Raw genomic sequence first — 19,685 nt, 5'->3', positions numbered from 1 at the left:
AGCGATGTCAGTGGTCAACCGTAGGCTCACCCCTGATGCCCGAAACACATGCAGCCACCAAGGACCGGTCCTCCGTGCGTTCACTGCTCAGGCTGTGGCCGTACGTACGCCCGGTGCGAACGCGTCTCGCCACCGCGGCGTTCGTCGCGATAGTCGCGTCCTGTCTCAGCCTTGTGATCCCGCTCGTACTGAAGTGGATGGTCGACGGACCGGTCACGGACCGCGACCCGGGAGGCGTATGGCTCGGAGCGCTGTTCCTGCTCGCGCTCGGCATCGCCGAGGCGCTGCTCTTCGGCCTGCGGCGCTGGCTGGTGGCCCGGCCGCTGGCCGGTGTGGAGGCGGCGATGCGGGCCGATCTCTACCGGCACCTCCAGCGGCTTCCGGTCGCCTTCCACGACCGGTGGCCGTCGGGACAGCTCCTGTCGCGCGGGACGACGGATCTGATGCTGCTGCGGATGTTCCTGGCGTTCCCGCTCACCTTCCTGCTGGTCAACGCGACGACGATCCTGGCGGGCTTCGTCATTCTGCTGGTGCAGGACTGGTCGCTCGGGCTGGTGCTGCTGGCCCCGGTCGTCCCGCTGGTCATTCTGTGCTCGCTCTTCGAGTCGCGGTACTCACTGGTCGCGCGCCGCGCGCAGGACCAGGTCGGGGATCTGACGACAGTGGTCGAGGAGGGCGTGCTCGGCATCCGGATCGTCAAGGGCTTCGGGCGCCACCACAGCCAGTCCCTCGCCTTCCGCGCGCTCGCCGAGCGGCTGCGCGCCACGGAGCTGGGCAAGGCCCGGCTGCTGGGAGGCATCTGGGCGCTCATCATGATCCTTCCGGAGCTGGCCATCGGCGCGGCGCTGGTGCTGGGCACGGTCCAGGTGGCGGACGGCGACCTCTCGGCGGGCACCCTGGTCGCGTTCCTGTCGACGGCGCTGGCGCTGCGGTGGCCGGTGGAGTCGATGGGGTTCCTGCTCGCGATGAGCCAGGAGTCGGCGACGGCGACCGAGCGCTTCTTCGAGGTGATGGACGTACCGGAGGAGACCGGCGGCACGGAGCCCGCGCGCACCCCCGGCGCGGGCGGGACGCGGCCGGACACCGGAGGGCTGCGCTTCGAGGGGGTCTCGTTCCGTTACCCGGACGCGGACCCGGATTCCCCGCCCGTGCTGGCCGCGGTCGATCTGCACATCCGGCCCGGCGAGACCATGGCCCTGGTCGGGGCCACCGGTTCGGGCAAGACGACGCTCACCGCGCTCGTCCCGCGCCTGCACGAGGCGACCGGCGGCCGGATCACGCTCGACGGCGAGGACATCACCCTGATGGAGCGGCACCGGCTGCGGGAACTCGTCTCGGTGGCCTTCGAGGAGCCCACGCTGTTCTCCGCGAGCGTCGGGGAGAACGTGCTGATGGGCTCGGCGGACGCCGACGAGGAGGCGCTGCTGCGGGCGCTGGAGGTGGCCCAGGCCGGCTTCGTGATGGACCTGCCCCAGGGCGTGCGGACCCAGGTCGGCGAGCAGGGGCTGAGCCTCTCCGGCGGCCAGCGGCAGCGGCTCGCGCTCGCCAGAGCGGTGGTCGGGCGGCCCCGCTTCCTGGTGCTGGACGATCCGCTGTCCGCGCTGGACGTCCATACGGAGGCGCTGGTGGAGGCGGCGCTGCGCCGGGTGCTTCAGGAGACCACCGCGCTGGTGGTGGCGCACCGGCCGTCGACGGTGCTGCTCGCCGACCGGGTGGCGCTGATCTCCCGGGGCCGGATCGCGGCCGTCGGCACCCATCAGGAACTGCTGCGCGGCAGCGAGGAGTACGCCTGGCTGATGTCGGGCTCCACGGCCGTCGAGGAGGGAGTCCGATGACCACGTCGGCCACCACGGGGATCACCGGCCCGGCGCCGGCCGGCACCGAGGACGAGCGGGCGCTCCCCGGCGCTCCCGTCCCGGCCGGTGACCCGTTCGACCAGGACGACCTGCCCACACCCCCGGGTGCCACGGGCGCCCTGCTGCGGTCGTTGCTGCGGGCCCGGCGCGGCCGGGTCGTCGTGGCCGCGCTGCTTCTGCTGCTCCAGCAGGCCGCCGCGCAGACCGGCCCGCTGATCGTCGCGTACGCCATCGACCGCGGTGTGCCCGCCTTCCGGGACGGCGACCACGGGCCGCTGGTCGCCGTCGGCGCGGGCTATCTGATCTGCGCGCTCGGTTCGGGAGGCTTCCAGTTCGCCTTCATCCGGGCCTCCGCGCGGATCAATCAGGACGCGCTCCTCGATCTGCGCGCCCGTATCTTCCGGCACGCGCAGGCGCTGAGTGTGGACTTCCACGAGCGGTACACCTCCGGGCGGCTGATCTCCCGGTCCACCACCGATGTGGAGTCGCTGCGCGAGCTGCTCAGCGAGGGCCTCCAGGAACTGCTGGGGGTGGTGCTCGCCTTTGTCTACATCTCGGCGATGCTGCTCTATCTGGACATAGGGCTCGGCGCGCTGGCCGTGGCCTCCTTCATACCGCTGTATCTGCTGGTACGGCTCTACCAGCGCCGGGCGGGCCTGATCTTCGGCCGGCGCTCCACCGCGATCGCCGCCGTCATCGTGAAGTTCACGGAGACGATGAACGGCATCAGGCCGGTGCAGGCGTTCCGGCGCGAGCGGGCCAACGACGCGGACTTCCACGCGCTCAACCACCGCCATGAGCGCAGCAACGGCGACGCGCTGATGGAGATGGCCCGCTATGTGGTCGGCTCACGGCTCGTCGCCAACACCGCCGTCGCCGGGATGGTGCTCTGGGGCGCCTACCGGGTGGCGGACGGCACGCTGGCCCTCGGGGTGCTGGCCGCCGCCGTGCTGTATCTGCGGCGGCTGTACGACCCGATCGACCGGCTCGGGATGTTCCTCAACTCGTACCAGTCCGCCGCCGCCTCCCTGGAGAAGATCGCGGGGCTGCTGGCGCAGACGCCCTCGGTGCCCGAGGCGTCGCGTCCCCGGCCGCTGCCCGCCCTCACCGGCGGCTTCCCCGGCCGCGAGGTCGTCTTCGCCGGGGTGAGCTTCTCGTACCGCACGGGCGGCGAGGTCCTCCCCCGCTTCGATCTGACGATCCCGGCCGGCCAGACCGTCGCCGTCGTCGGCTCGACCGGCGCCGGCAAGTCCACCCTGGCCAAGCTGCTGGCCCGGTTCTACGACCCGACGGAGGGCCGGGTCCTGCTCGACGGCGTCGATCTGCGCGAGCTGGACACACCGGAGCTGCGGCGCGGCGTCGTGATGGTGACTCAGGAGGCGTTCCTCTTCTCCGGCACGGTCGCCGAGAACATCGCCATCGGCCGTCCCGACGCCTCCCGCGAGGACATCGAGGCGGCGGCCAAGGCGATCGGCGCCGACGACTTCATCCGCTCCCTGCCGGACGGCTACGACACGGACGTGCGCAAGCGCGGCGGCCGTATCTCCGCCGGCCAGCGCCAACTGGTCGCCTTCGCCCGCGCGCTGCTCGCCGACCCGGCCGTCCTGATCCTCGACGAGGCGACCAGTTCCCTGGACATCCCGGGCGAGCGGGCCGTGCAGCGCGCGATGGACACCGTGCTGCGCGGCCGTACGGCGGTGGTGATCGCCCACCGTCTGTCGACGGTCGAGATCGCGGACCGGGTGCTGGTGATGGAGCACGGCCGGGTCGTCGAGGACGGCACGCCGTCCGACCTGATCGCCGGTACGGGCCGGTTCGCGGGCCTGCACCGCGCCTGGCGGGACAGCCTGGCCTGAGCGGCCGTCCGGCGGCCCCGGCCGGTCCCTCCGGCGCCCCGCACCGGCATCCGGCGTGCCCCCGGCCGGTCACCGAGAGCGATGACACCCCGGTGGTCCGGTCCGGCCGCGGCGGGCGCGGGCCGCGCCGCGTGGGCGCGCTCCGTCTGCCGGTGTCCCCGGGTCCGGTCGGGTGTCACGCCGGGCGTGTCCGCCGGGGACGACGGCAGGGAATGAGCCACACTTCGCGTCGGCTCCGGCGGGCGCCGCCCCACGACCACTCAAAACTCCGTTCATATTCGTCATCTTCGAACAAGATCCCCCAGGACTCCTCCGACACTTTGAAATTCGGGCCGCGCCGAGAAACGGCAGGCACCGTCATGATCACCGGCGAAACGTCCGCTTAATGAACAGGGCCTGTCGGGCAGCGAACGGTTTCCGGCCAACTTCTTGACGCGCTCCTGACAGGAAGGCGCCGCGACTGCCACTCTTCCCCCGTTCTTCGCACCAATCGCTCCGCGTGCACTGTCCGGGCGGCCCACCCAGCGGCCCGGTACCCCCCTCGCAGAAGGAGTTCGCGTGAGATCCACGCCCAGCCGTCGCGCCACCGCGACCGGCGCTCTGATCGCCGCAGCAGCACTGCTCACCGTCGGTGTGCAGTCGGGAACCGCCGTCGCGCGGCCCGACAGCGCACCCACCGCAGCCGTCGCCGGGAAGGCCAACCCCGGCGCGCTGCCGCGCGATCTCTCTCCGGCCCAGCGCGCCGCGCTGATACGCGAGGCCGACGCCTCCAAGGCGGCCACCGCCAAGGAACTCGGCCTCGGCGCGCAGGAGAAGCTTGTCGTACGTGACGTCGTCCAGGACGTGGACGGCACCACGCACACCCGGTACGAGCGCACCTACCAGGGCCTCCCGGTCCTCGGCGGTGACCTCGTGGTCGCGGCGACCGAGGCGGGCACGACCAAGGCCGTCAGCAAGGCGTCCACGTCGGTCCTGAAGAACATCGCCACCACCGCCGAGGTGGCACCGGCCACCGCGGAGAAGCAGGCGCTGAGCGCCGCGGCCGCGGACGGTTCGAAGAAGACCGCGGCCGACCGCGCGCCGCGCAAGGTCGTGTGGATGGCGCAGGGCGCGCCGACCCTGGCCTACGAGACGGTCGTCGGCGGACTCCAGCACGACGGCACGCCGAACGAGCTGCACGTCGTCACCGACGCCGCCTCCGGCGCGAAGCTGTACGAGTGGCAGGGCGTCGAGACGGGCGTCGGCAACACCCAGTACAGCGGCCAGGTCACCCTCGGCTCCGTCCAGTCGGGCTCGACGTACAACCTGACCGACTCCGCCCGGGGCAACCACAAGACGTACAACCTGAACCGCGGCACCTCGGGCACCGGCACCCTGTTCTCAGGACCCGACGACGTCTGGGGCAACGGCGCCGCCGCCAACCTGGAGACCGCGGGCGCCGACGCCGCCTACGGCGCCGGTGAGACGTGGGACTACTACAAGAACGTGCACGGCCGCTCCGGCATCCGCGGTGACGGCGTCGGCGCGTACTCCCGCGTCCACTACAGCAGCGGCTACGTCAACGCCTTCTGGCAGGACAGTTGCTTCTGCATGACGTACGGCGACGGCGCGGGCAACGCCAAGCCGCTGACGTCCATCGACGTGGCCGCCCACGAGATGTCCCACGGCGTCACCGCCGCCACGGCCGGCCTGGTCTACAGCGGCGAGTCCGGCGGCCTCAACGAGGCCACCTCCGACATCTTCGCCACCGCCGTCGAGTTCTACGCCAACAGTCCCCAGGACCCGGGTGACTACCTGATCGGCGAGAAGATCGACATCAACGGCAACGGCACCCCGCTGCGCTACCAGGACAAGCCGAGCCGCGACGGCATCTCGCCGGACAGCTGGTACTCGGGCATCGGCAGCACCGACGTCCACTACTCGTCGGGCCCGGCCAACCACTTCTTCTACCTGCTCTCCGAGGGCAGCGGCGCCAAGGTCATCAACGGCGTCTCCTACAACTCGCCGACCGCCGACGGTCTGCCGGTGACCGGCATCGGCCGGGCGAAGGCCGAGCAGATCTGGTTCAAGGCGCTCGCCACGAAGTTCACCTCCACGACGAACTACGCGGCGGCCCGCACCGGCACGCTCGCGGTCGCCGGTGAGCTGTACGGCACCACCAGCGCGGAGTACACGGCCGTCCAGGACGCCTGGGCCGGCATCGCGGTCGGCCGCCGTCCCGGCTCCGACCCCAACCCGGGCCCGGTCTTCGAGTCGACCACCTCCGTCGCCATCCCGGACAACGGCGCGGCGATCACCTCGACGGTCAACGTCACCGGAGTCACCGGCAACGCGCCGACCGACCTCCAGGTGAACGTGGACATCACCCACACCTGGCGCGGTGACCTGGTCATCGACCTGGTCGCGCCGGACGGCACCGCCTACCGGCTGAAGAACTCCAGCGGCAGCGACTCCGCCGACAACGTGGTGGAGGAGTACCTCGTGAACGCCTCCTCCGAGGTGGCCAACGGCGCCTGGAAGCTGCGGGTCCAGGATGTCGCGGCGCAGGACACCGGCCGCATCAACGGATTCAAGCTCACCTTCTGAGCCGTCCGTCCGTCCCACCGCACCTGACCGTGTGAGCCGCCCGGGGTGTTCCGCACCCCGGGCGGCTCCGCGTGTGCCGGGGCCGCCTCCATTTGCGCGATCACCGGGCCGGAAGCATCATCGAGAATGACCCGGATATCCTCAGGATTTGGGGGCGTCGATGAGCGTTTCGTTCGCAACGACAACGTTTGCGCCGGTAGTGCTGGGCTTTTTCGGTCTGGGCACCGGCTATCTCATCTACGGGCCTCAGGAGCTCTTCCGCTTCCCGCAGCGAAACCCTTCGGTCGACCGCGCGACCGGTGTATGGGGCATTTGGCTGCCGGGCTTCTGCCAGTTCATCACAGGTGTCTACCTGTTTGTCGCGCTCGCCTGGTTCGAATCCCTCAAGGAACCGGCGCTCTATACCGCCGCCCTCGCCTTCTCGGCGTACGGTATTCACTGGTTCGCGCTGGGATGGAATCGCTATCAGGGAAATGACGTCCGGCCGACCGGATTTATGTCGATCGCCTTCGTCATCATCTCGGTGCTGGGCATGGTGGTCTTCTTCTCCGTCGGTTCATGGCCGCTGGGCGTGCTGTTCGCCGGACTGACCGGCGTGTATCTCAGCGAGTTCTTCGCCAGCTTCCGGATCGGCGCGCGGGTGCCCACCACCGCCAATGAGCACGCGCCGGCGCCGAACAATCCGGGAGAGCGGGCGCTCGGGTTCTTCCACGTCGCCACCGGGCTCTGGCTGATGTATCTCACCTTCGCCACGACGCTCAACATCTCGCTGAACTACTCGCTGCCCGGCGGCTGACCGGCCGGGGTTGGTGTCCGCCGGAGCCGCCCGGGGCGCCGTCGCCCCGGGCGGCTCAGCGCGTGAGCAGCGTGAGCGCCGCGCAGACGCCGCTCACCGCGCCGGAGGCCACGACGGCCGCCGCCACACAGCGCGTCCTGAGCCGCCGGTAACGCTCCGTGTACTCGCCGCGCAGTTCGGCCGCGCGTTCGGTGACGCGTACGAGCGTCTCCCGGGCGGCGGCCAGCCGGTCCGCGGTGTAGACGCGCTCCACGTCCGCTCGCTGCGCCGTCGTGAGCCACGGGAGCTGCTCGGTGAACCGGGCCGCCCGGCGCCCCGCGTCCGCCACCTCCGCGCTCCACAGGAGATAGCCCTCGCACTGGGCCAGCCCGCGGGCGGTCTCCTCATCGCGCTCCACACGGTGCTCCCGGCTGCCGGCTCGGGCGGGTCCCCATTCGTCGCGGCGCCCTCACTGCTGCTTGTCTCCCGGCGCCACGGTCTGGGAGCGGTGGGGCTTGTTGCGCGCGTCGTCGAGTGTCCGGATCGCCGGGTAGTGCAGATCGAACGCCGGGGATTCCGAGCGGATGCGCGGCAGGGTGAGGAAGTTGTGCCGCGGCGGCGGGCAGGATGTCGCCCATTCCAGCGAACGGCCGTAGCCCCACGGGTCGTCGGCCTCGACCTTCTTGCCGTACTTGGTGGTCTTCCAGACGTTGTAGAAGAACGGCAGCAGTGACAGGCCGAGGAGGAAGGAACTGATCGAGGAGACCGTGTTCAGCGCGGTGAAGCCGTCGGAGGCGAGGTAGTCCGCGTAACGCCGCGGCATGCCCTCGGCGCCCAGCCAGTGCTGCACCAGGAAGGTGCCGTGAAAACCGATGAACAGCGTCCAGAAGGTGATTTTGCCGAGCCGCTCGTCCAGCATCTTACCGGTGAACTTCGGCCACCAGAAATGGAATCCGGCGAACATCGCGAATACCACGGTACCGAAGACGACATAGTGGAAGTGCGCGACGACGAAGTACGAGTCGGACACATGGAAGTCCATCGGCGGCGATGCCAGCAGGACGCCGGTGAGGCCACCGAAGAGAAAGGTGACCAGGAATCCGATGGACCAGAGCATGGGGGTCTCGAAGGACAGTGAACCGTTCCACATGGTCCCGGCCCAGTTGAAGAATTTCACCCCGGTGGGCACCGCGATCAGGAAGGACATGAAGGAGAAGAACGGCAGCAGCACACCGCCGGTCACAAACATGTGGTGCGCCCAGACCGTAATGGAGAGACCGGCAATGGAGATGGTCGCCGCGACCAGACCGATATAACCGAAGATCGGCTTGCGGCTGAAGACCGGAAGGATTTCGGTGACGATACCGAAGAAGGGCAGCGCGATGATGTACACCTCGGGATGACCGAAGAACCAGAAGAGGTGCTGCCACAGCAGGGGCCCGCCATTGGCCGCGTCGAACACATGCGCGCCGAATTTACGGTCCGCCTCCAGCACCAGCAGCGCGGCGGCCAGCACCGGGAAGGCGAACAGGACCAGCAGCGAGGTCAGCAGCACGTTCCAGGTGAAGATGGGCATCCGGAACATCGTCATGCCGGGGGCCCGCATACAGATGATCGTGGTGATGAAGTTGACCGCGCCGACGATCGTGCCGAATCCGGACAGCGCCAGGCCCATGATCCACAAATCGCCGCCGACGCCCGGCGACCGGGTCCCGTTCGTGAGCGGAGAGTAGGCGAACCAGCCGAAGTCGGCCGCGCCGTTCGGGGTGAGGAAGCCCCCCACGACGATCAGCCCGCCGAAGAGATAGAGCCAGTAGGCGAGGATGTTCAGCCGGGGGAAGGCCACATCGGGCGCGCCGATCTGGAGCGGCATGATCCAGTTCGTGAATCCGGCGAACAGCGGCGTCGCGAACAGCAGCAGCATGATCGTGCCATGGATGGTGAACGCCTGGTTGTACTGCTCGTTCGAGATGATCTGCGTACCGGGACGGGCCAGCTCCGCGCGCATGATCAGGGCCAGCGCGCCGCCGCCGATGAAGAACCCGAATGACGTAGTGAGATACAGCGTGCCGATGGTCTTGTGATCGGTGGTGGTCAGCCACCCCACGACAACACTGCCCGGCCGCTTGCGGCGTACCGGCACCTCGTCGGCGTAGGTTTCGTCGGCCTCGGCCGGCCCTTCCGTACCCATCGTCGTCACTGCAACGCTCCTCCGTCAACGGTCGCCTGTGGACTCGGCAAGCAGCATGGCGTTGCTTCCACCGGCTCGGTGCGACCTCCTCCTTCCCGGCGCGTCGCGGCGGACCGGCCTCCGCTCCTCCTCCGGGGCGGGCGCCGCGCGCCCCGAGAAGGCTCCTTCGCCCGCGGTGCGGGCTGGGCGGCCGGGCGGGCGCGGGAGCCCGCGGCTCACCGTCCCGACAACGCGACGTACCCGCCGCCGGGCCCGAAGTGTCCTTCTCCGCAAGGGAGTCGGACCGGGTCCGGCGACGGGTACGGGGTGCCCCGGCGCGGGTGTTCAGGTCCGGGAAGCGGGGTGGACCCGCTGTCCCGGCCCGCGGTCAGTTCGGGTTCTGCGCGTTGGTCAGGGTCTCCCAGGCCACGAACAGGTTGTTGGTCCCGGAGGGCCGCTGCTGCTCGGTGAGCCGCTGCGTGTTGGTCATCGCGTAGCCCAGCCGGGTGTTGAGGGCGTTGTACCCGACCTCGGTGATGGGCCCGAGGCCGCGCTGCACACTGCCGCCGCAGAGCGACGAGGGCACGGGCTCGGCCTGCACCTCGTACTTGGACTGGAAGCCCAGCGCCTGCCGCAGCCGCTCACCGACCTGCGGGAACAGGTCCTGGCCCTGGAGCCGCGCGGTCTCGAAGACATGCGAGACGGACGAGATGCCGTAGCCGGTGTGCACGAAGTCGCGGCAGGTCTCCTGGGTGAGGCCGGTGACAAAGGTCCCCTGGCCCTGCCAGTAGCTGACGATCTTGTCGCGGGTGTTCAGGTTCTGGCTCGGCACCGTCCTGGGCAGCGCCCCGTCGGACGAGAGATAGATGTACGCGGGCACCCGGGTCAGGTAGATGCCGATCGCCTTGTCGTAGGCGGCCTTGTCGTCGAGGAAGACGGAGATGCTGACCGCCGCCTCCATCATGGTCAGCTCCCAGTTCCCGTTGGAGTTGGAGCCATTGATGATCTCGGGCAGATAGACAGTGCGCAGCATGGTGCTGAAGCGCCCGGCGTTCGGCCAGTTGCCGTAGACGTGCTTGATGATCTCGGCGGCCTTGGGCCAGGAGGATCCGGCCCAGCCGGTCTGGAGCGGGGCGTTGCTGTTGGTGTGGTCCTGGATGCTGCCGGACCAGGCGTCCATAAGTTGGATCGCCTTCTGCGCGTACCGGTCGTCGCGTGTGATGTACCAGGCCAGCGCGTCGGTGTAGGCGGCGATCGCATCCTCGCGCTCGTCCGTGCAGCCGTTGTTGGGGTTGGAGTACGAGCCGCACTCGACGACGGCGCGGGGCTTGGCCGTGCGTGACAGGGAGGCGTACCTGCTCCCCATCATCTGGTCGTACGCGGCCTTCCAGGGCTGCGCCCCGGCCTGCACCTTGGCGCGTACGAAGTCGAGCTGGGCGGTGTTCAGGTTCACCCCGGGGTGGGTGAAGTTCGCCGGGGCGGCCGCGACCGCGGGGGCTGCAGCCGCCGTCCGCGCCGGGGCGGCCTGGTCGGCGGAGGCGGGTGCCATGAAGGCCGCGGCGATCACACCGGCCAGGGCGGCGGAGAGTCCAAGAACTCTGGAAATGGATCCGGGGCGCATGTGGGGGTGCCTTCCGGTCAGGGGACGTCCCTCAACTCCATTCACCCATATGAACATTGAGTGGAGTTGTGAACCCGTTATTGAGTGAGGAACTTAGGACCATCCCATGGACACGTCAAGGTCTGGACCTATGGAAGGCCCGCCGCCGCGCACCGGGCGCGGGCACGCGGAAACCGGGCACGGGAAGGGCCGGGCACCGCCCCCCGGTGCCCGGCCCGGCCCCCCGTCGCGCCGCGCGCTCAGCGCAGCAGCACCCCCGCGCCCTCGCCCGTCGCCTCCGTCGGCAGCGCGACCAGCCCCAGTTCCGCGCTGGTGGCCAGCAGCGGGTGGGCCGGCAGCACCCGGACCGTGTAGCCGTACGGGCCGGTGCGGTCCAGCGCGAGCGGTCCCTCGTAGACCCAGCGGCCCTCCAGGTCGGGGCCTCCGGCCGGTTTGAGCGGCACGGCCTGCGCGTCCACGATCGTGTCGTCGGAGCCGACCCGGCCCGCGACGGCCTGGACCTCCACCTCGTCGGGGCGGAGCTCGCCGAGGCCGACCCGGACCCGCAGGGACAGCGTGGACCCCAGCTCGGCCGAACCGCCAGCGGCGGTCGCCGCGACGGCCTCGACCCGGTCGACCGCGACCTGCGGCCAGCGGGCGCGCGTCCGGTCCTTCCAGGCCGCCAGCTCCGTCGCGGTGTCCGCGTCCAGCGCGCGGCGGGCTCCCGCGGCCGGCGCGTAGAGACGCTCGACGTACTCGCGGACCATCCGGTCAGCGAGCACCTTCGGCCCGAGCGTGACCAGGGTGCGGCGGACCATCTCGATCCAGCGGTCCGGCAGACCGCCGGTGCCCCGGTCGTAGAAGCGGGGCGCGACCCGGTCCTCGATCAGCTCGTAGAGGGCGTTCGCCTCCAGCTCGTCCCTGCGGTTCTCGTCGGCGGCCAGTCCGTCGGCGGTGGGGATGGCCCAGCCGAAGTCCGGCTCGAACCACTCGTCCCACCAGCCGTCCAGGACGGACAGGTTGAGGCAGCCGTTGAGCGCGGCCTTCATCCCGCTGGTGCCGCAGGCCTCCAGCGGGCGCAGCGGATTGTTCAGCCAGACGTCGCAGCCGGGGTAGAGCTTCTGCGCCATCGCCATCCCGTAGTCGGGCAGGAAGACGATGCGGTGGCGCACCCGGGGATCGTCGGCGAACCGCACCAGCTCCTGGATCAGCCGCTTGCCGCCGTCGTCCGCCGGATGAGCCTTGCCCGCCACGACGATCTGGACCGGCCGCTCCGGGTGGAGCAGCAGCTCCCGCAGCCGGTCCCGGTCGCGGAGCATCAGGGTGAGGCGCTTGTACGAGGGGACGCGGCGGGCGAAGCCGATGGTGAGGATGTCCGGGTCGAGGACGCCGTCGATCCAGCCCAGCTCCGCGGCCTGGGCACCGCGCAGCCGCCAGGACGCCCGCAGCCGTTCGCGCACCTCCAGCACGAGCCGCTCGCGCAGGAGCTTGCGGACCTTCCAGACGTCGCCGTCGGGGATCTCGGCGAAGGCGTCCCAGCGCGGCGGATCTCCGTCCGCGGCGGGCGCCCCCGCGACCTGGGCGCTCTCACCGCGGCCCGCCGCGCCGGCCCCGAGCCCGGCGATCTCGGGCGCGACCCAGGTCGGCGCGTGCACACCGTTGGTCACGGAGGTGATCGGCACCTCGTCCGGGTCGAAGCCGGGCCAGAGCCCGGCGAACATCTCGCGGCTGACCGCGCCGTGCAGAGTGGAGACGCCATTGGCCCGCTGGGCGAGGCGCAGTCCCATCACGGCCATGTTGAAGAGGTTCGGCCTGCCGCCGGGATAGGTCTCCAGACCGAGGGCGAGGACCCGCTCGGCGTCCAGGCCGGGCAGCTCGCCGTCGTCGCCGAAGTGACGCGCCACCAGCTCGCGGTCGAAGCGGTCGATCCCGGCCGGTACGGGCGTGTGGGTGGTGAACACCGTGCCCGCGCGGACGGACTCCAGCGCGGCGTCGAAGCCCAGCCCGGTGCCGGTGAGCTCGCGGATGCGTTCCAGGCCGAGGAATCCGGCGTGGCCCTCATTGGTGTGGAACACCTCGGGCCCGGGATGCCCGGTGAGCCGGCAGTACGTACGCACGGCCCGGACCCCGCCGATACCGAGCAGCATCTCCTGGAGGAGGCGGTGCTCGCTGCCGCCGCCGTAGAGCCGGTCGGTGACATCGCGTTCACCGGGGCCGTTCTCCTCGACGTCCGAGTCGAGCATCAGCAGCGGGACCCGGCCGACGTGCGCCAGCCAGATACCGGCGCGCAGCGAGCGCCGGCCCGGCAGGGTGAGGACGACCTGGGCGGGTGAGCCGTCGTCCTCACGCAGCGGGGTCAGCGGGAGTTCGTTGGGGTCGAGGACGGGATACTGCTCCTGCTGCCAGCCGTCCCGCGAGAGCGACTGGCGGAAGTAGCCGTGCCGGTAGAGCAGACCGACCCCGATGAGCGGGACGCCGAGGTCGCTGGCGGCCTTGAGATGGTCCCCGGCGAGGATCCCCAGACCGCCGGAGTACTGGGGCAGGGCCGCGGTGACACCGAATTCGGGGGAGAAATAGCCGATGGCGGCGGGCAGCTCCGCGCCCTGGCCGTCGCGCTGCTGATACCAGCGGTCGCCGCTCAGATAGGTGTCGAGATCGGCGGCGGCCGCGGAGAGTCTGTCCAGGAAGGGGAGGTCGCCGGCCAGCTCGGCCAGGCGGGTGGCGGACACGGCTCCGAGCAGCCGTACGGGGTCGCCGCCGGCGGCACTCCAGCCGTCGGGGTCGACGGCTTCGAAGAGCTGGCGGGTCTCGGTGTGCCAGGACCAGCGCAGATTGCGGGCGAGGTCGCTGAGCGGTTGAAGTGGTCCGGGCAGGACGGGGCGGACGGTGAACCGACGGATTGCCTTCACGTGTTCCACCTTCGCAGGGGACTTACGAGCCGGAGGGGACGCGCCACGGTGTGCGTCCCGCCTCCCCCCGACGGTAGTCGCACCCCGCCCTCCACAACCACGGCGCACATGTGCACACGGGGACGGGTTTCCGCGCCCTTGCGGGGCACCCGATAAAGAGATTGAGTACGGCTTTCGTCTTCTCCCGTGTCCCCCGCCCGTTCCTACGCCCCGGTAGTCAGCGAACCACCGGATTGCCCCACCGAAAACGATGGGAATGCTCCCCCGGTACGCACGGCACACGAGCGCGTTCCCACACGATTCCAGCGCTTTTCCAGCGCTATTCGAGTGAACGCGGACAGGAGCGGCCATGCCCGCAGCCTCCCAGTCGTCTACCGAGCAGCTACAAAGAACATCAAAACCTAGTAAAAGCGACAAAAGTCCTCGCCCATCCCCACCCGACCGACCTGCTCGACTTGCTCAACTTGCTCAACCTTCCCTGCCTGTCACGCCCGCACAGCCCTCAGGTGATCCAGTGAAACCGCTGATTGGTCGCATTCCCGTCCTGGACGTACGCCCTCTCGTCGACTGCGGCAGACGCCCCGCGAAGGCGGTGAGCGGTGAGTCCTTCCAGGTCACCGCGACCGTCTTCCGCGAGGGGCATGACGCCGTCGCGGCGAATGTCGTCCTGATGGACCCCGGTGGCCGCCCCGGCCCCTGGACCCCCATGCGTGAGCTCGCCCCCGGCACCGACCGCTGGGGCGCCGAGGTCACTCCCACCGAGGAAGGCCGCTGGACGTACACCGTCGAGGCGTGGAGCGATCCCGTCGCCACCTGGCGCCACGCGGCCCTGATCAAGATCCCCGCCGCCGCCGACGAACACGACGTCGCGCTGGTCCTCGCGGAGGGCGCGGAGCTGTTCGAGCGGGCCGCCGCGGGCGTGCCGAAGGGCGAGGGACGGGAGGCCGTACTCGCCTCCGTCGACGCCCTGCGCGACAGCTCGCTGTCGGCGCGGGACCGGCTCGCCGCCGCGCTCTCCGCCGACACGGAGGCCGCCCTCGCCCGTCATCCGCTGCGCGAACTGGTCAGCGCCTCACGCCCGGCGCCGCTGCTGGTCGAGCGCGAGCGAGCGCTCTACGGCTCCTGGTACGAGCTGTTCCCGCGCTCCGAGGGCGCGGTCGTCAGGGCGGGCGAGCCGCCGGTCAGCGGCACCTTCAGGACGGCCGCGGAGCGGCTGCCCGCGGTCGCCGCCATGGGGTTCGACGTGGTGTATCTGCCGCCGATCCATCCCATCGGCACCACACACCGCAAGGGCCCGAACAACACACTCACGCCCGGCCCCGAGGATGTCGGTGTGCCGTGGGCGATCGGCTCGGCCGACGGCGGCCATGACGCGATCCACCCGGACCTGGGCACGATCGAGGACTTCGACCACTTCGTGGAGACGGCGCGCGGGCTGCGGATGGAGATCGCGCTGGACTTCGCGCTCCAGTGCTCGCCGGACCATCCATGGGTCACGAAACACCCGGACTGGTTCCACCACCGCGCGGACGGCTCCATCGCCTACGCCGAGAATCCGCCGAAGAAGTACCAGGACATCTATCCGATCGCCTTCGACACCGATCTGCGTGGACTGGTCCGCGAGACCACCCGGGTCCTGCGCTACTGGATGGCGCACGGGGTGCGGATCTTCCGCGTGGACAATCCGCACACCAAGCCGGTGCTGTTCTGGGAGAAGGTGATCGGCAACATCAACCGCACCGACCCCGATGTGATCTTCCTGGCCGAGGCGTTCACCCGGCCCGCGATGATGCACACGCTGGCCGCGATCGGCTTCCAGCAGTCGTATACGTACTTCACCTGGCGCAACACCAAGCAGGAGCTGACCGAGTACCTCACCGAGCTGTCGGGTGAGGCGGCCTCGTACATGCGGCCCAACTTCTTCGTGAACACTCCTGACATCCTGCACGCCTATCTCCAGGAGGGCGGGCGTCCGGCCTTCGAGGTGCGGGCGGTGCTGGCCGCGACGATGGTCCCGTCGTGGGGCGTGTACGCGGGATATGAACTCTGCGAGAACAGTCCTGCCAAGCCCGGCAGCGAGGAGTACCTTGACTCGGAGAAGTACCAGCTGAAGCCCCGTGACTGGGAGGCGGCCGAGCGTGAGGGCCGCACCATCGCCCCGCTCATCACGACACTCAACCGGATCAGGCGCCGCCACCCCGCCCTTCAGCGGCTGCGCGACATCCACTTCCACCACGCCGACAACGAAGCGGTCATCGCGTACAGCAAGCGGTCGGGGTCGAACATTGTTCTGGTGGTCGTCAACCTCGACCCTCACCACACCCAGGAGGCGACGGTCTCGTTGGACATGCCGCGGCTCGGCCTCGACTGGCACGAGACCGTCCCGGTGCGCGATGAGCTCACCGGCGAGACCTATCACTGGGGCAGAGCCAACTATGTGCGCCTGGAGCCTGGCGTCACGCCCGCGCACATCGTGGTGCTGCGACCGTCCCCGCCGATCGGAGGGTCACCCACAACATGATCGTCAATGAGCCCGTCCACGACACCTTCGAGGACACTCCCGCCAAGGACCGCGATCCCGACTGGTTCAAACGGGCCGTCTTCTACGAAGTCCTGGTGCGTTCGTTCCAGGACAGCAACGGCGACGGCATCGGTGACCTCAAGGGGCTCACCGCCAAGCTGGACTATCTCCAGTGGCTGGGCGTCGACTGCCTCTGGCTGCCGCCGTTCTTCAAGTCGCCCCTGCGCGACGGCGGCTACGACGTGTCCGACTACACGGCGGTGCTGCCCGAATTCGGCGATCTCGCCGACTTCGTGGAGTTCGTCGACGCCGCGCACCAGCGCGGCATGCGCGTGATCATCGACTTCGTCATGAACCACACGAGCGATCAGCACGAGTGGTTCCAGGAGTCCCGCAAGGACCCCGACGGGCCGTACGGCGACTACTACGTCTGGGCCGACGACGACAAGCAGTTCCAGGACGCCCGCGTCATCTTCGTCGACACCGAGACGTCCAACTGGACCTTCGACCCGGTGCGCAAGCAGTACTACTGGCACCGGTTCTTCTCCCACCAGCCGGATCTCAACTACGAGAACCCGGCGGTCCAGGAGGAGATCACCTCGGCGCTGCGGTTCTGGCTCGACCTGGGCATCGACGGCTTCCGGCTGGACGCCGTGCCGTATCTGTACCAGGAGGAGAACACCAACTGCGAGAACCTCCCGGCCACCCACGATTTCCTCAAGCGGGTCCGGAAGGAGATCGACGCCAACTACCCCGACACGGTGATCCTCGCCGAGGCCAACCAGTGGCCGGAGGACGTCGTCGACTACTTCGGCGACTACGCGGCCGGCGGCGACGAGTGCCACATGGCGTTCCACTTCCCGGTGATGCCGCGGATCTTCATGGCCGTGCGGCGCGAGTCCCGCTACCCGGTCTCGGAGATCCTGGCGAAGACCCCGGCGATCCCGACCGGCTGCCAGTGGGGCATCTTCCTGCGCAACCACGACGAGCTGACCCTCGAAATGGTCACGGACGAAGAGCGCGACTACATGTACGCGGAGTACGCCAAGGATCCCCGGATGCGCGCCAACATCGGCATCCGGCGGCGGCTCGCCCCGCTCCTCGACAACGACCGCAACCAGATCGAGCTGTTCACCGCCCTGCTGCTGTCGCTGCCCGGCTCGCCGATCCTCTACTACGGGGACGAGATCGGCATGGGCGACAACATCTGGCTCGGCGACCGGGACGCGGTCCGGACCCCGATGCAGTGGACACCGGACCGGAACGCCGGTTTCTCCTCCAGCGACCCGGGCCGGCTCTATCTGCCGACGATCATGGATCCGGTCTACGGCTACCAGGTCACCAATGTGGAGGCGGCGATGGCGTCGCCCTCCTCGCTGCTGCACTGGACCCGCCGGATGATCGAGATCCGGAAGCAGAACCACGCCTTCGGTCTCGGCTCCTACACCGAGCTGCCCTCGTCGAACCCGGCCGTGCTGGCCTTCCTGCGCGAGGCTCCCTCCGAGGAGGGCGACGGCGACGACCTGGTGCTCTGTGTGCACAATTTCTCGCGGTTCGCCCAGCCCACGGAGCTGGATCTGCGGGCCTTCAGCGGCCGTCACCCGGTGGAGCTGATCGGTGGCGTCCGCTTCCCGGCCATCGGCGAGTGGCCCTATCTCCTGACCCTCGCGGGCCACGGCTTCTACTGGTTCCGCCTCAGGAAGGACATCGCGCCCGTCGTCTGACGCGGTCGTGACGCACGACCCCGTGCGAGCCGGTTTCCGCCGCCTCGCACGGGGCACTCTCCCGACATCCCGATCGTTCGAGTTCGTACGAAATCAAGCCGTACGGATCATCCTCACCCGACACGTCCCGCACAGCCGGACAGCCATTGCCGCAATCCGGGACACTCTGCGCATCCTGTGGTGTGCCCGGGGAAAGGACGCGATGCCATGTCGAAGGCTGCATCCACCCGGACTACCCCGCGCCTCGCCGCCGCCTCGCCCGCCGTGTCACCCGCCGACGCGAGAGCGCTGGTCAGCTCGCTCACGCCGCTGCTCCACGACTGGCTGCCCCGCCAGCGCTGGTTCGCGGGCAAGGGCCGGCAGATCACCGGCTTCGTGCCGGTGACGGTCACCGAGCTGCTGCCGATGAACGCGGGGGGTCCGTGGCTGCTGCATCTGCTCGTACGGGTCGAGCAGCGGGGTGCCTCCGGGCCCCCGCCGTCGATTCCGTCCTCGTCGACCCCCGCCCCGGCCGCCGCGTCGGCCGGTGACTGCTACCAGCTCCTGCTCGGCATCCGCGAGACGCTGCCGCCGTATCTGGCGTCCGCGCTGATCGGCCATGTGGCGGAGGGGCCGCTGGCCGGTCTCACCGCCTACGAGGGGCTGCACGATCCGCGCCTCGCCGAACTGCTGCTGGAGCGGCTGGGCTCCGCCGGTGCCCAGGGACCGCTGCGCTTCGACCGGGCGGGTCCGGTCCCGGTGGGGCTCACCGGCCGGCTGCTCGGCGCCGAGCAGTCGAATTCCTCCCTGGTCTACGGGGACGCCTTCATCCTCAAGATCCTCCGCCGGGTCTTCCCCGGACCGCATCCGGATCTGGAGCTTCCGCTGGCGCTGGCGGCGGAGGGCTGCGAGCGGGTGCCCGCACCGGTCGCCTGGTTCGAGGCCGGGGACCCGTCGGGCAGCGGGGAATCCCTCACCCTCGGCGTGCTCCAGCCCTATCTGCGCGGCTCCCAGGACGGCTGGCAGCTCGCGCTGGCCGCGCTGGCGGACGGCCGCGACTTCACCCTGGAGGCCCGCGCGCTGGGCCGGGCCACCGCCGAGGTGCACACCGCGCTCGCCGACGCGCTGCCGACCGTCACCCTGGGCCGCAGCCAGACGGCGCAGCTCGCGAGCCAGATGGCCGACCGCCTGGACCTCGCGGCCCAGGCGGTGCCCTCGCTGCGTCCCTACGTCTCCGGGCTGCGCACCGCCTTCGCGGCGCTCGCCGGTCTCGACGAGGCCGGCCGCGGCAGGCCGGCCCAGCGTGTGCACGGCGATCTGCATCTGGGGCAGGCCCTGCGCACCCCGGACGGCAGATGGTCGCTCATCGATTTCGAGGGCGAGCCCGCCAGGCCGCTCGCCGAGCGCCGCCGGCCCCAGCCGCCGGTCCGCGATGTGGCGGGGATGCTCCGTTCCTTCGACTACGCGGCCCGCTCCCACGAGCCGTGGCGCCCGGACTGGGCGGAGCGGTGCCGGGCGGCGTACTGCGAGGGATACGCCGCGGCCTCGGGCGTCGACCCGCGCGCGGAGCCCGAGCTGCTGCGCGCGTACGAGACGGACAAGGCGGTCTACGAGGTCCTGTACGAGGCGAGGCACCGCCCCGACTGGCTGCCCGTCCCGATGGCGGCGATCCGCCGTCTGGCCGGCGAGGTCTGACCCGGGAGGCGGCG

General features: G+C 70.1%; 11 protein-coding genes. 7 read left to right on the top strand and 4 right to left on the bottom strand.

What is annotated here, in order from left to right:
- The first annotated feature begins 35 nt into the window (after positions 1-35).
- The 4 genes from ABZ707_RS15435 to ABZ707_RS15420 all read left to right on the top strand — a co-directional run bounded on the left by ABZ707_RS15435 (position 36) and on the right by ABZ707_RS15420 (position 7,094).
- Positions 36-1,835, top strand: a complete 1,800-nt coding sequence (locus ABZ707_RS15435) for an ABC transporter ATP-binding protein (protein WP_360173679.1) — start codon at positions 36-38, stop codon at positions 1,833-1,835.
- Positions 1,832-3,712 carry an ABC transporter ATP-binding protein gene (locus ABZ707_RS15430; RefSeq protein WP_360173676.1) on the top strand — a complete coding sequence of 627 codons (1,881 nt, stop codon included), beginning with the start codon at positions 1,832-1,834 and terminating at the stop codon, positions 3,710-3,712. Before ABZ707_RS15435 ends, ABZ707_RS15430 begins: the two co-directional genes overlap by 4 nt.
- Before the next feature lie 558 nt (positions 3,713-4,270).
- Positions 4,271-6,298, top strand: coding sequence for a M4 family metallopeptidase (locus ABZ707_RS15425; RefSeq protein WP_360173673.1), 2,028 nt, complete (start codon positions 4,271-4,273; stop codon positions 6,296-6,298).
- Positions 6,299-6,458: 160 nt separating this feature from the next.
- Positions 6,459-7,094, top strand: a complete 636-nt coding sequence (locus tag ABZ707_RS15420; protein WP_360173670.1) for a hypothetical protein — start codon at positions 6,459-6,461, stop codon at positions 7,092-7,094.
- Between the two features lie 55 nt (positions 7,095-7,149).
- Here the strand turns inward: ABZ707_RS15420 and ABZ707_RS15415 are convergent, their stop codons facing one another.
- From ABZ707_RS15415 to glgP, 4 genes are all read right to left on the bottom strand, one after another.
- Entirely contained in the window at positions 7,150-7,491 is a 342-nt protein-coding gene (locus tag ABZ707_RS15415; RefSeq protein ID WP_360173667.1) for a hypothetical protein, read from the bottom strand.
- 51 nt (positions 7,492-7,542) lie between these two features.
- Positions 7,543-9,264, bottom strand: a complete 1,722-nt coding sequence (gene ctaD / locus ABZ707_RS15410) for a cytochrome c oxidase subunit I (RefSeq protein WP_360173899.1) — start codon at positions 9,262-9,264, stop codon at positions 7,543-7,545.
- Between the two features lie 367 nt (positions 9,265-9,631).
- A complete protein-coding gene (locus tag ABZ707_RS15405) occupies positions 9,632-10,864 on the bottom strand; it encodes an alginate lyase family protein (RefSeq protein ID WP_360173664.1) in 1,233 nt (410 codons plus the stop codon).
- A 239-nt stretch (positions 10,865-11,103) separates the two neighbouring features.
- Positions 11,104-13,752: an alpha-glucan family phosphorylase gene (gene glgP / locus ABZ707_RS15400; protein WP_360173661.1), complete on the bottom strand. Its 2,649-nt coding sequence runs from the start codon at positions 13,750-13,752 to the stop codon at positions 11,104-11,106.
- 523 nt (positions 13,753-14,275) lie between these two features.
- Between glgP and ABZ707_RS15395 the strand changes: the two genes are divergently transcribed.
- The 3 genes from ABZ707_RS15395 (at position 14,276) to ABZ707_RS15385 (ending at position 19,671) form a co-directional block, all read left to right on the top strand.
- A complete protein-coding gene (locus ABZ707_RS15395) occupies positions 14,276-16,273 on the top strand; it encodes an alpha-1,4-glucan--maltose-1-phosphate maltosyltransferase (protein ID WP_360173897.1) in 1,998 nt (665 codons plus the stop codon).
- Positions 16,270-17,997: a maltose alpha-D-glucosyltransferase gene (gene treS / locus ABZ707_RS15390; protein WP_360173658.1), complete on the top strand. Its 1,728-nt coding sequence runs from the start codon at positions 16,270-16,272 to the stop codon at positions 17,995-17,997. Before ABZ707_RS15395 ends, treS begins: the two co-directional genes overlap by 4 nt.
- A 207-nt stretch (positions 17,998-18,204) precedes the next feature.
- Complete coding sequence (locus ABZ707_RS15385; protein ID WP_360173655.1) at positions 18,205-19,671, top strand: maltokinase; 1,467 nt, start codon at positions 18,205-18,207, stop codon at positions 19,669-19,671.
- Positions 19,672-19,685 lie beyond the last annotated feature (14 nt).

Origin of the sequence: Streptomyces sp. NPDC006923 (genome assembly GCF_040635655.1) — a bacterium.
In the GTDB taxonomy this organism is placed as follows: Bacteria; Actinomycetota; Actinomycetes; order Streptomycetales; family Streptomycetaceae; genus Streptomyces.
The sequence above is the reverse complement of the archived record's forward strand: the minus strand, read 5'-3'. Positions and strand labels throughout refer to the sequence as shown.